This is a genomic window from Anabaena sp. FACHB-595 (genome assembly GCF_048568275.1).
Lineage (GTDB): Bacteria > Cyanobacteriota > Cyanobacteriia > Cyanobacteriales > Nostocaceae > Trichormus.
Genome location: NZ_CP183473.1, coordinates 5,144,497 through 5,157,476 on the forward strand (window position 1 = coordinate 5,144,497; position 12,980 = coordinate 5,157,476).

Genomic DNA, 12,980 nt, shown 5'->3' on the forward strand with positions numbered 1-12,980 from the left:
CTTATGAATGCTATTTCCAAAGTTGAATTCAAGCATCCGAGTTGGCAAACTGCTATCTTGTTTGCTCTCGGCTTCTGGCTAAGTGCTAGCCTAGTTTTGGATTGGGTAATTATGCCTAGTCTTTACCTTTCAGGGATGATGTTGCAAGAGGGTTTTACTACAGCAGGGTATGCAATTTTTTGGATATTTAATCGCTTAGAATTGTTATCTGCGGCTGTAGTATTGACTGGGATACTGGTTTGGAAAAAGACTCACGTACATTGGAACGTGAATATGACAATTATCGGCTTTATGCTGTTGGCGATCGCTCTCCTCAATACTTATTTTTTTACTCCGCAAATGTCGGCAATTGGAGTTAATCTCAATCTATTTGCCACAGAATCTACGATTCCGGCAACGATGAATTTACTACACGGTGGTTACTTTATACTAGAGGTGGTGAAATTATTAGTAGGTGGCGCACTTTTTAATTGGTGCTGGCAACAGCAAAGTTAGATAGTTTTTCCTAAAAAATAGATGAAACCCAGGCAAAAAGCCCTGAAGCTGAATGAGATTAAACTCGTGAATGTTGATCAGCTATTACGCTTTTAAATTACATAGACACATGGTTTGTTGAGGGCTGACCCTGAGCGTAGTCGAAGGGTCAGCCCTCAACTATTAAAAATACTGTACTCTTGCGTCTAAGCCATTAGAGCGTAACATCCTAGACATTTGTTCTGCGGAAGAGCGATCGCTATAGGTTCCAGCATTCACAAAGGTTCCCAAATTGGATTTAGATGTGTAAGCACGAGGTACATAACGGCGCACTTGGTTGAGAGTCCCGCCATTACTAATCGGCACTATGACCACATAGCGATTATTACCAGGATTATAAGAAATCTCTGCGATGGGTGAACCATTAATGTTTAGTGCTTGCCAAGTTTGCGAATCTACGTTACCAGTAGGATTCAGTTGATAATATTGCTGGAATGAGGCTACAGATGCTCTGGTGTATTCATCAAAATAACCATCTAGACTGCCAGTAAAAAAGCCTAGCTGTGTCAAACGCTGTTGAACTGCTCTCACATTGTTGCCGCGATCGCCTACAGTGAGTAAGTTTCTATTGGGCTGATTAGCATATCTATCTTCCCAGACCCGGCTAACTGCCTGTAAAATCTGCACATCAGCAATGCCATCGGCTGTGAGTCTATAGTCACGCTGAAATCGGACGATTGCATCCCTTGTCATTGCACCAATAGAGCCGGTGGGATTGCCATTAAAATAACCCAAATCCCGTAGACGTTGCTGCAAATCTCTCACCTGTGGAGTAGATAATCCCGGTCTATTGGGAGCTTGAGCAACACCACCTAAAGCGTTCCAAGTTTGTTGATTGACGACTCCGGTAATAGGTAAACCTGCTTTGCGTTGAAAGGCCATGACAGCATCTCTAGTGATACCGCGAAAATTGCCTGTAGGATTAGGGCTGAAATAACCCAACTGACGTAAACGCTGTTGCAGTCTAGTGACAGCTTGGCCAGTACTACCTTCTGAAAGTACTGGAGATTCAACACCTACGCTACCAGTTGCTGCATTTCTGATGGCTTGTGCAGTTTGATTACCAACAATACCATCAGCGCCTATACGATTGGCACGTTGAAATCTGATGACTGCTTGCTGAGTTTCTGAGCCAAAATAGCCAGTGTTGGGGCCGTTAAAGTAACGCAACCGCCGCAAATTCTGTTGTAATTGGGAAACTGCTGCTCCTCTGCTACCTAGCCGCAAGTCACCACGGCTGATAGCTCCAGGAGTTGCAGAGCGACACGCTCTTTGTAAAGCCCTTTGTGTCCCACCACCCACAACACCATCAGCCGCGAGTCTATTAGCACGTTGAAAACCAATCACACCACTACGGGTGATGCTAGCAAATCTGCCATTCACGGGGCCATTAAAGAAGCCTAATCTTTTTAAACATCTTTGGATTTCGGCAACTTCTGAACCAGTACTGCCTACTTTTTGTAATGCTAAAGCTTCTCCAGCCACACTCAAGATACTTATACTCAGGGCTACAGATAACAGCCTGATTGTTGCATTACTAGAAAACTTAGGCCATTGCCAAAATTTTAGATTAACTTTGATAGGAATAAATTCTATATATTCTGATGCCTCATAAATAGAAGCAAGATGGGAATAACTGATGGTGTCCATAGATGTCCTGCTTTTTTTCGTGGTAGAAGGATTCCCTGATCAGGGTTGGTTTAAGAATTAGAATCACAACGGTCAGATTATTTTCCAGTTATTCAGCAAAGTTACTTAATAATGTGTGAACTTATTACACTGCTGTTAACTGGCATTTATAGAGATTTACTATGTCTGCGCGTATCGCCTAGAGAAAAATATACCACTTTCTCAGTGTGATACCAATTCACTAAAATTATGTATAGCTGTTGACGCTTGACTATTGTCTGTTGACAGACTTGAAAGCCTTGTATTGTCAGGGTTTTATCTGGATACGGTTATAATACCAATTTGAAAAAAGAATGCAACCGATACATACGGACATACTCTTATTCTGTTTGCCTTTCCTAATGCGCGAATTTTGTTAGCGAAGCCTTCTCTACGTTCGCGGAGCGTCGTAGAGATGCCGTAGGCTATTTTGAATTGTCATAACAGTAGCCTTTGCTACGCAAATCTGCCGCGAACTCTAGGAGACGCTACTGCATTAGCGTTAGCCTTTCTGTGTTGCGTTATTTGACAACGCACCTTAAAAAATGATTGACAGTGATTTAATTATTAGTGTGTAAAATTTCTGAAGTTTTGAATTATTCTTCATCTACTCGTTCAATATTTCCTACTTTTGTCCAGCCCTCTATTTTGCTGCTTTCAACTCGAACCTTTTTCCAAAGTTTATCTGGGTTTTCTTCTAAGACAACAATTTTTTCGTTAAAACCAGCGCCTCCCACTCGTTCAGCCTCTTGAGTTGGTTCAGCCCTCAAGCTTACGCCTTGAGGCCATGTAATACGCCCCTTATAAGCACCTTTTGGCAATGGCTTTTCTGTTTCTGTGGGGGATGCGCTGGGGGTAGGGTTTTTCTCAGGTTTAGCTTGAGGTGTGGAGATGGGTTCTATCTTCTTCTTTTTGCTATCGGGGTCTTTGAGCGCAGGAGTATCATTAGCATACATAGGCTTGGTAGGAGGTATGGCGGTTCTATTCATGAAATAGAGTCCAACCGCAACGCCGCTACCTAATAAAACTGCGATCGCTAATAATATTCCTAGTATGAACTTGAGCAAGGCGGAAAACATAATTTAAAACCTCATTAGTTATTAATCGATGGTCAATAGTCAATGGTGAATGGTCAATAGTCAATAGTCAACAGTTTTTGACTCTAGACTATTGACTTAGGAATAATTATGGCAACTTACACTGTAATTGTTAGCGTAGCTTGCCGAATGTGTCACTCAAAGGACTTTGTTTTGAGGCTAGACGCGCTCTCCCGGCTGCTGCCCATTCTTGTAGTTCCTGAATCTGCTCTACAGCCGTTCTGGCTAGGGGTATGATTTGACTAGCCGCTTCTAAAACATCGTCGGTAGTGAAATCTCGGTTTTGACTAAAGCCGATGTGCATCGCTTCTATTAAAGTTTGCTCGATTTCTGCCCCTGAAAAATCTGGCGTTTCGTACGCTAATCGCTCAATGTCATAATTTTTCAAATTGTGGGGGCGCAGTCGGGATAAATGAACATTAAAAATGGCTTTTCTTTCTTCTTGACTGGGTAAACCAACAAAGAAAATTTCGTCAAACCGCCCTTTCCGCAACATTTCTGGCGGTAGGGCTTGGATGTTATTGGCGGTGGCGACAACGAACACTGGGGAAGTTTTTTCGGCTAGCCAAGTAATAAATGTGCCGAAGACGCGGCTAGTAGTTCCCGCATCACCTTTACTACCCAGTCCAGAAAAGGCTTTATCGATTTCATCAATCCAGAGAATACAGGGTGCGAGGGCTTCTGCTACTTGAATCATTTGCCGGGTACGGGATTCTGATTCACCCACCAAACCGCCAAATAATCGTCCCACATCTAGGCGTAGTAGGGGTAAATGCCAATGATGAGCGATCGCTTTTGCGGTTAAGGATTTACCAGTACCTTGAATCCCCACTAATAATAAACCCCGTGGGTGTGGTAATCCATATTGGCGGGCGCGTTCACTAAAGGAACCACCACGGCGTAATAGCCAATCTTTGAGGTTATCTAGTCCTCCTATGTCAGAAATCTGCTCTGTGGCGGGGTAAAAGTCGAGGATTTGGGTTTGGCGGATAGTTTGGCGCTTTTCCTCCAAAACTAAATCTACGTCTTCTGGTTGCAATTCTCCGTGGGTAGCGATCGCTTTCGCTAAAACCCGCCGAATCCTTTCCATCGATAGCCCTTGGCAAGAACGCACCAAATCATCTGTAACTTTCCCAGAGAGGGAATTACCAGTTGCTTGCAGTAGACGTTCAATCTCTATTTTAATTTCTGGAGCGTTAGGTAAGGGGAACTCGACAACCGTTAAAATTTCAGTTAAATCGTCAGGTATGGCGATGCGTGGCGACAATAGGACGATGTTTTTCGGTTGTGACTTCAGCAGTCTGGCTAGGTTGCGGAGTTTGCGAGCGATCGCTACATCATCTAAAAATCGATGATAATCTCGCAGAATAATTACTGCTGGTGCTGATGCTGGTATTTTTTCTAAAAATTCTAAAGCTTGCAGGGGATTACGCCGCCCAAAACCCGCGTCATTGGGGTTACCTTGATACCCATCGACAAAATCCCAGGTATATACTGGGCGATTACCTTGATTGGCTGCTTCTTCGCGGATAGCGGTTTCTACCCGTTCTTCTTCATAGGTAGGTATGTAAATTAACGGATAACGCGCTCTCAGTAGCAGTTTAAACTCTTCACGGAAGTTCATATCTAGGGGTTATGGTTAGTTGCTCTTGATGGCAATGTACAACTTTCTTTAACCAAAATCCCATTTGATCATGCGATCTAGTACGGAGTGGGGTATTGGGGACTAGGGGAACAGAGATCAGGAGGAAAGGATATAGTGACCAATGACAACTGACAACTGACTAATGACTCATAACAAGTTGTTGCTTAAAGTAGCTCTTGGGTAAGAAACAGCGATCAGGTAAGAAAGGATTATCAATATATTGGGATAAGAAAGTGCCTGGTTGGACTCTATGACAGAATGGCGGCACAATTCCCCAATCTTCTGCTAACCAAATCCAGTATCCTATTTCGATTTTGCCGTAGCTGGATACAGTTAAAATTTCCCCGACGCTATTGTTGATAGATACTAGCTCAGGGGATGATTTAACTTCAGTTAATAACCAGGCTAATTCATCTACAGAAAAGTAATAACCGTAATCAGCCGCTACTTTGGTAAACTGCTGTGGATTTTTTGCTGACAGTAATTGATCTTTAAGCGACGGTGTTTTCTGTGCTAAATCAAATAAATTCCAAATCTGCTTCCTGGTAACGAGGAACCAAGCAATTTCTTCTGCTCTTAAGTAATATCCGTTATCTACTACTAAGTTAATAAACCCTTCCAGGGTCTCAACTTCTCCTAATTGACTTTTTAAGAAAAAGTTTTGCTCTACAAAAGCAAAAAAATCAATAACTTTCTGCCACGTTAACTTATTAGGAATATTATAAAGATTTATTTCTTTTTTCCAAAAGATATATTTTTCTTCTTTCAGAAAGAAATTCCATATTTGGTAATACACAATTTACGCTTCCTTTCTTTGAATTTTTGTGAAAGTATTATTAAGTATCAGTGTAGTAACTATAAACGTGTATATTCGACAGTATTCACAAAACTTTTTCTGTGAATAACAGCACATAGAGCATACGTATATTTTCATGTAAAAACTATAGCTGATAGAAAAAGATTGCTGAAACAAAATAATCAGCGATCGCTTATTTTCTATTGTTAAAAATAGTGCTAATTTCTAAATATATAGAAATGTTTGTATAAATTATTTAGGATTGCTTGAATAAAACTTTATGTAGTTATGTAACAAATAGAACGTATGGTTAAATTACGGAGATAGCAAAGGCGATCTCTGATTCTTGATTATTAGATGAAATTTATCTGTATATGCTAAATATCCCTGTAGTAGAGAATTAACCACAGGGACACACAGGTAAAATAAATATGCAGTACTTACTTTGAGCTTATTGTTAAATCGCGGAGGTAGTAAAAGCGATCGCTCCTCCAATCATTACCTTTAACTCTGCCTAAATAGCCTGTTAAAGGTGATGAAAGTTCTATCAAAATCTCGTGCATTTCCTCTGTTTTTAGTGGTTGTGGTGGATGTGAGGCGAAATAAGCACCATGTAGAGCTTCGGCACCAGCAGATTCTGTCCCTGAATTTTCTAGATAATTGTTAACAAGCTGAATAATATGCGATCGCAACTTGATAGCTTGTTCAACTTTATCAATATATTCATTAATTTTATAGTCAATCTGTCCAGGTTTTAGATACTTTCGCAATTCAATTAAGTTGATAGCACCGGGATATTTGACTTTGAGTTCAACTAGTTTTTGTAAAGTCATTACATTTATAATACTGATTTTAGATATTTCAGCAGAGTCTTTCAGGTTTTTAGTAGGTTGACCTGGGCCAATAATTAATTTTACTGCTTGAAGGTAATTTTCTTTAAGATGTCTTTTGCCAATCCTATCTAATTCTTCTACTGCACGATCGGGAATACTTTTACCTGCTTTACATTCGCAAACCAAAGGGTAAGGTTGTGAACAGAATAAATCTAAGCCTCCAGCACCACCTTTATAAGCATATTCAACCTTAAATCCTAAAAATTCTAGACTTTGACGTGTAATATTTTCAAAGTCTGTACCAGCTTGGTAATTGCTTTTTTTCTCGTCCAGCTCTATGCTACGATCGCCTAACTTAGCAATGTCATTTATCCAAGCTAAATCTGTATTTAGTGTTTGAATCTGCTTAGTATTCTTCCAACCTAAAAATATTTGAATATCATCGTCTAATTCTTTAGCTCCTGGGTTACTGATTGCAAGTGGGGCTAGAAAACTCTGTAATTCATCTAATTCTGGATGCTGTGGGGGTTCTATTTTTTCTAGTTGTTGTTTGCGTCGTTCGAAGATGCTATCTTTTAAAATTGGTTTATCTTCAGAACCAGCGATGTTAGGTAAACTTACGAATTTACCGAATTTTTCTTGAATATTGGCATCAACAGTAACTTTACACTCCTGGGGTAAATGGTAAACACGCAGGTAAACCAGAAAAATATTCTCTTGTTTCTGTATGATTGCTTCAAATGCTTTAGGTGTCCATATTGTTAATTGAGACAAAACATTTAAAGGTTTAGTCTTATCTATAACTTGGCAAAGTTCACATCTTGCCCAAGCTTTAATAAACACAGTTTGAGAAGAATGTTGTTGAATATTAGTTCTGGCGACGGATAATAAATTTGCACGATAGTATTGCTCGATTGAAAGGGTATCAATTGAGATATCAGCAGGATAAAGTAAAAATTTCTGCCCAGGACGAATAAACATCTTAGGCATAGCTGCTATTGTCCGCCCCTGTATTAAAGCTTCAATCTCAGGGGCAGGTAAACACAGCGCTGTTGGAATTGAAAACAGCTGGTTCATTTCTATTTAGCTATAGGGTGAGGTCGATATGGTCGCTAGTCGCAAAGCTTTGAGGAATACTAATAGGTAATCCATCATCAGTTAAATTAGTCGGTTCTTGACCAGAAGGATCACTAAGAATTTCTCGGATTAGAGGATTATTAATTGCTATTTGTTTTTGTTCAATAAAATCAAATATTTGTTCTTCTGTCAGTTCGTAGCTTTCGCTGTTATACCAAACAAAATAAATAGCTAGGAGAGGTTTAATGTCTTGGCTTTGTAAGCCTACCCACTCTCCACCTTTCTGCTTTAGCAGTGTTTTTAACTTCTCTCTAGCTAATGCTGCACCTGGGCTAATATTTTTAGATCGAACTAGGCAACCACGAGTTAAATCAAACTTTTTGTAATCAACTAATCGCTTTAATGCAGCACCTATATACGTACCATCTTTCTGCACGACAGCCACTCCAATCCGTTGTTTTCTGTTTTTGCTAACAATTCTGAAATCTATATAGCCCTGGTCTGCTGTACTAGCTTCAATTTCTTCAATTTCTTCAATGATTACTCCTTCTAAAGTTTCACCTACTAAACTATTGAAAGCCAGCCAAAGAGCATCGGCAATAGTTGCGTCCTCTTCCATTAATGAATCAATAGAGGCTTCAACATTTGCTAATTCACTATCGAAGTATGGTTTAACAGGATGTAGGATTTGTGCTGGAGGGGTAGGTATTATCCTTTCTCCACTCAGAGGCGAAGGAAGGAAAAAATTTTCTGCACACCATTTTAAAACTGATCTAATAGTAGGTTTACCTCTGCCAAGCTCTCTGAGTTTAGTTTCATCAAATGGGTAGAGAGTATGAGGAGGATTATGTTCATTCTCTTGATAAAACTCTTTTAACCATTGCTGAACAAGAGCAACAATATCATCAGAATTAAGATATTTTAATGAGATTGGTTGTCTATCAGATTGTTCACTTACTAATCTATCAATTACTGCCTCAGCTTGTGGTAATGCCCTAATTTGCTCATTCCAAGTTTCGGGATACATCGATAGTAGTAAAACACCTTGTTTGAGGTTATTGTATAAATCCTTTGTTAAATTGGCAATTATTTGTGCTGCTGTAAAACCTGTGTCTGAAATCTCTGCAATATCTAATTCATCAAAGCAAATCACTGGAACTCTATAATGGCTAGTTATATCTAATATTTGCCGCACATTACTTAATGCTTCAGCCTCCCTGTCTTCATTTTTAGGATTTGGTAAACCCAATACATCAGATTGTGATCCAGTGATCTCTAAACCTGATAGCCAACAGGTCGCATAATGGGCGTGTGCTGTAGAAAGTGTCCACAAAATAGCTCGAATTATATAAGGATTAGTAACATCATGCTTAATTTTTAGCACTGTTTCTGTTAATCCATCAATTGTTTTAGTCGAATACTTATTTAACCAAGTTGGATAGATATTACTGATGTATTGTTGTGGTGTATATTGACAATTCTTAGCCTCATTAATTAAAGCTGCGGCTATTTCTTGCCACTGCATTACTTTTTGACTACCAAATGCTCTTAGGCTACAAGCAACAGTTTGTTGAAATTGATATTTTATTTGATTCAAGTTGTCATACTTACTCATGTAAATGAATAAAGTATTCTCTTCTGTCTGTAAGCGATGCCGGATACGACTAATGAGATGGCTTTTACCTAATCCCTTTTCAGCAGTTATCGTGATGCCTACAGTTTCACGTTTTCCATTATGGATTTTTTCAACTGCATCAAAAACTGCATTAGAAGCATGAGCATTAATTGAGGGAACATCAGGATAACTTTTACCCCATATTTGTTGTGGTCTGACAACAATATGTCCAGCAAAAGGGTTTTGATTTCTAATGAGTTCATCAATGGTAGATGTAGTAGCAATCATGGTGTTATACATTTAAGAGTGAGTAAGCAAAAATCAGACTTTTAACAATTTGGCGTAGCAGCGTAATCCATCTAATACCGTAGTGATGGAATCTTCTATCTTGTCAGGCGCGCTATCTTCTACACTTCCGCCTTGTAGTTGTAAAATATCGTCAGCCTGCATTTCTAGCAGCCAATCATTAAATTGAGTACGATTTAAACGATCGCCTATTTCTCTCCTAATCCGATAAATCGGTACTAGATGATTGAAGTTGTATTCATAGTTCAACTTGTCGTAGACTTCCAGTACAGTTGATTTAAACTCGTCATAGGATGCGTAGCCCGTTGCACTCTTCACGCCGTTGACTGATTTAGCTTGTTCAGTCACAGAAACATTTATCTGACTAATCCATTTCAATAGAGCATTCGCCGCCCAAGTTCCGACAATAGTTCCTTCAAATTGGAAATTACCAGTTCTTAAACCCTCGCCCAATACCTCTAAACCCTTAGGAGATGTCAAAAAGTATCCTTGTTTAGAGCCTGCGATTACTCCGTGGTTTTGCAAGTCTTCAAATAAACTGTGATAATCTGCTGCCTTCTTGCCTTTAGTTAAAATTCGTTTTGTAAGTAGTCCTTTCTTAATTTCCTGCTGCGTTCCTCCCAAATCCCACAAAGCTAATAGGAGCCGAGTTTTAGCTTGAGTTTCTCCGCATTGGAAGCTAGTGATTTTTGATACCATAAAATTAGTTCTGCCAAATAGAACTAGTATAGTTTTGCTAACTACGGAAAAAGCGCCGTGAAACTGCGGAAAGAAATATACTAATTTCCCATATTGTCAAGTATTGAAAGTTATTTACTTGTGTTAACTAATACGGTTGTTTGTGATGATCGCTCTTAATTTCTCCCTACATATCTTTATACTTACTAACCAAAAGCCTATTTCTTTGGAGCGATCGCAATGTCTCTCAAAGGTAGGACGGAATATATATCAAATCAGATCACCATATACAACAGTTAAACGTCCTCAGACAGAATTTCCCCAGGAGATAGATTATGGTGGGTGATTTTTTCCGTAAAGCGAAAGATTTTATGGGTGGTTCCAGAGACGAAGAACGTGAGGAAGAGCGTGGTTATCAGGAACGCTGGGGAGAAAGCGATCGCCGTTCCCGCAATGACCGTGATGAAGATGAAGAGGACGAGGAGGATTATTCCGGCGATGTCCGCCGCTCCCGTGATGACCGCTATGACGACGAAGAAGATGAAGAGGAGTACTCTGGTCGTTCTGGCAGAGACCGCTATGACGACGAAGACGAGGACGAATAATATCAACTGTGAGAATGGGTAATGGTAACAACCAATCACCAATTACCCATTACCCATTACCAATTTCTAATATTGTCCCTACCAAACAAGCTTTATCTGTATTCACACCTTGTAAATTTGCACCTTCCAACTCTGCACAGAGTAAGTTAGCCCCGGTCAAATTCACTCCCGCCAGATTCGCCCCCCGTAAATCGGCTTCTTCGAGATTCGCTTCACTCAACAACGCCCCTTGCAAATCAGCACGGCTTAAGTCTGCGCCTTTCAGGTTAGCACCACTTAGGTTAACACCTCGCAAGTCAGCGCCCCGTAGATCAACGCCTTGTAAATTGACGTTCATTAAATTAGCGCCACTCAAAAAAGCACCAGCCAAAGCTACACCACTAAGTCTAGCTCCCATCAGATTAGCACCACGCAAATTACTACCCCGCAAGTCTGCCCCTGTTAAATCTGCCTGCATCAAATTGGCTCCCATCAAGTTTGCCCGCAAGTCAGTTTCTTGGAGAGTTGCACCCATCAAATTTGCACCCTCTAAATGTCCACCTTCGAGTTTAGAGCGAGTAAAGTTAGTACCCACAAGGTGAGCGCCAGCTAAATTAATGCGGCTTAAATCCAGTTGAGAAAGTTCCTCATCTTCTAAATTCGCCCCTGGCAGTTGTTTGAGTTGTCCTAGTTTAATAGCGTCAATATTCATTGTGGGTAACTACTCATCTCTTCACTAGTCTTGCTCTGGCTATCCCATCGGGAATCAAGTAGCCACATACCGATGCTGACTTTTGGTGTCATTAGGGGTAAGTCGAGTCCTTGTTGCAAACCCATGACTAATAAAAATAGGGCATCTATTAGTTTAGGGTCAAAGCGGTTTGCTTGCTGTCGGCATTCTTCCAAGGCTTGCACAAATATTTCTTGCCGATTTTTGCTAGCGGCTCTTTTTTGGTTAACTTGCCACTGAAAGTCTGCAACTAACGCCAAAATTCTCGACTCTAGAGGAATTTCGTCACCAGCTAAACCCGCAGGTTCCCCTGTCCCATCCCACCACTCAGTTTGATGAGTAATAATTTGAGCTACTGCCCGTAATCTTGACATTTTGCGTAATGCTTGCGCTCCTGGGACTAAAGAGCAAGTCAAAGGACAACTGGGGGCTGATTCTTGGTGGTGAGTTGAAGTTCCAGGTGTAAAAATACTCTCTGCTTTTTGCAGTGGATCTATGCGGTGCAACAATCCTGCTAGTTTTAATCTTTTAATCTGCCATGCAGGTAAATCCAAAAGCTGTCCCAGGGTTTCTGCTAAGGCTGCTACTTCTGTAGCGGCTTGTGGATTTGTGATATCAGCCAAATCCATCAGTTGCGCCATCCGCAGAAATGCCTGGATTTCGTTGGAAACCAAGTTACTATCTAAGGCTTGATGACGCACGGCGGCGGGGATAGATAATTGTTCTTGTCCTATTTGCAGATAATCTACAACACGGGAAACAACTGTGGTCAGGTCTGTTGATGCGATCGCACCCCTTCCTATTTCCTGATCATGAATCAGGAGTTTCTTTGCTAATTCTGGATTGTATTTTTGAATATGAGCGATCGCTAACTCTGCCGTTTCTTTAACTAGTTCTGGCTCAAAAGTCCACAAGCCATAAAATTTACGCTCGACATCAGAAGCCGGTCTGCCACCTACCCCATAATCAGCATCAGACAACTCTTGACAAAGTACCATTGCCGTGTATTTAGGCGACAAAATAATCAAATGCCATTCTTGAGCTACTGGGTCAGATGGATCTAAAGCCACTAAATCGACATTCGGCATTTGGCTAGTGGGATGTTCAGCAAAGCCTGCATCCGGTGCTGCCATAATAGCAATTTGGCGACTGCACTGAGCGATGTCTGCATATCTTTCAGCCTCTTGCAAATACCACTTACCCCGTTGGAAGGCAGTAATTACCAAAGGTGAATTCTCATCCGCCAATATATGGTCTTCTAAAGCATGACAAAGCGCAACCAGGGTATTTTTGTAATACACCCCGAATCGGACTGGTCTGGTGCTGTAGCGATGGGACGCTTCTAGCTGTTGTAGAATTGAACCTTCTAACATGGGGTTTGATTATATGAATCGCCAAGGCGCTAGGGAAAACAGGA

Annotated in this window: 11 protein-coding genes; 2 read left to right on the forward strand and 9 right to left on the reverse strand. The window is 40.6% G+C overall.

Going from position 1 to position 12,980, the window contains the following annotated elements; all coding sequences use genetic code 11:
• The first annotated feature begins 3 nt into the window (after positions 1-3).
• On the forward strand, positions 4-495 hold the full coding sequence (locus tag ACN222_RS21465) for a hypothetical protein (protein WP_010998431.1): 492 nt from the start codon (positions 4-6) through the stop codon (positions 493-495).
• 162 nt (positions 496-657) lie between these two features.
• On the opposite strand, the gene ACN222_RS21470 is transcribed toward ACN222_RS21465, so the two are convergent.
• The 7 genes from ACN222_RS21470 to ACN222_RS21500 all read right to left on the reverse strand — a co-directional run bounded on the left by ACN222_RS21470 (position 658) and on the right by ACN222_RS21500 (position 10,270).
• Complete coding sequence (locus tag ACN222_RS21470; protein WP_010998432.1) at positions 658-2,184, reverse strand: peptidoglycan-binding domain-containing protein; 1,527 nt, start codon at positions 2,182-2,184, stop codon at positions 658-660.
• A gap of 614 nt (positions 2,185-2,798) precedes the next feature.
• A complete protein-coding gene (locus ACN222_RS21475) occupies positions 2,799-3,281 on the reverse strand; it encodes an SH3 domain-containing protein (RefSeq protein WP_010998433.1) in 483 nt (160 codons plus the stop codon).
• A gap of 130 nt (positions 3,282-3,411) precedes the next feature.
• On the reverse strand, positions 3,412-4,923 hold the full coding sequence (locus ACN222_RS21480) for an AAA family ATPase (protein WP_010998434.1): 1,512 nt from the start codon (positions 4,921-4,923) through the stop codon (positions 3,412-3,414).
• A 160-nt stretch (positions 4,924-5,083) separates the two neighbouring features.
• Complete coding sequence (locus ACN222_RS21485; protein WP_010998435.1) at positions 5,084-5,740, reverse strand: Nif11-like leader peptide family natural product precursor; 657 nt, start codon at positions 5,738-5,740, stop codon at positions 5,084-5,086.
• A 440-nt stretch (positions 5,741-6,180) separates the two neighbouring features.
• Positions 6,181-7,650 (reverse strand): DUF1802 family protein, encoded by a 1,470-nt coding sequence (locus tag ACN222_RS21490; protein WP_010998436.1) that lies wholly within the window; start codon positions 7,648-7,650, stop codon positions 6,181-6,183.
• A gap of 10 nt (positions 7,651-7,660) precedes the next feature.
• On the reverse strand, positions 7,661-9,553 hold the full coding sequence (locus ACN222_RS21495; RefSeq protein ID WP_044522148.1) for a hypothetical protein: 1,893 nt from the start codon (positions 9,551-9,553) through the stop codon (positions 7,661-7,663).
• A gap of 33 nt (positions 9,554-9,586) precedes the next feature.
• Complete coding sequence (locus tag ACN222_RS21500; RefSeq protein WP_010998438.1) at positions 9,587-10,270, reverse strand: hypothetical protein; 684 nt, start codon at positions 10,268-10,270, stop codon at positions 9,587-9,589.
• A gap of 314 nt (positions 10,271-10,584) precedes the next feature.
• Between ACN222_RS21500 and ACN222_RS21505 the strand changes: the two genes are divergently transcribed.
• The gene (locus ACN222_RS21505) at positions 10,585-10,854 is read left to right on the forward strand and encodes a hypothetical protein (protein WP_044522151.1); all 270 of its coding nucleotides are present in this window, start codon (positions 10,585-10,587) and stop codon (positions 10,852-10,854) included.
• A 49-nt stretch (positions 10,855-10,903) separates the two neighbouring features.
• Here the strand turns inward: ACN222_RS21505 and ACN222_RS21510 are convergent, their stop codons facing one another.
• Entirely contained in the window at positions 10,904-11,545 is a 642-nt protein-coding gene (locus ACN222_RS21510; RefSeq protein ID WP_010998441.1) for a pentapeptide repeat-containing protein, read from the reverse strand.
• Positions 11,542-12,936 carry a DICT sensory domain-containing protein gene (locus ACN222_RS21515; protein WP_010998442.1) on the reverse strand — a complete coding sequence of 465 codons (1,395 nt, stop codon included), beginning with the start codon at positions 12,934-12,936 and terminating at the stop codon, positions 11,542-11,544. The genes ACN222_RS21510 and ACN222_RS21515 overlap by 4 nt, the downstream gene beginning before the upstream one ends.
• Positions 12,937-12,980: the final 44 nt, after the last annotated feature.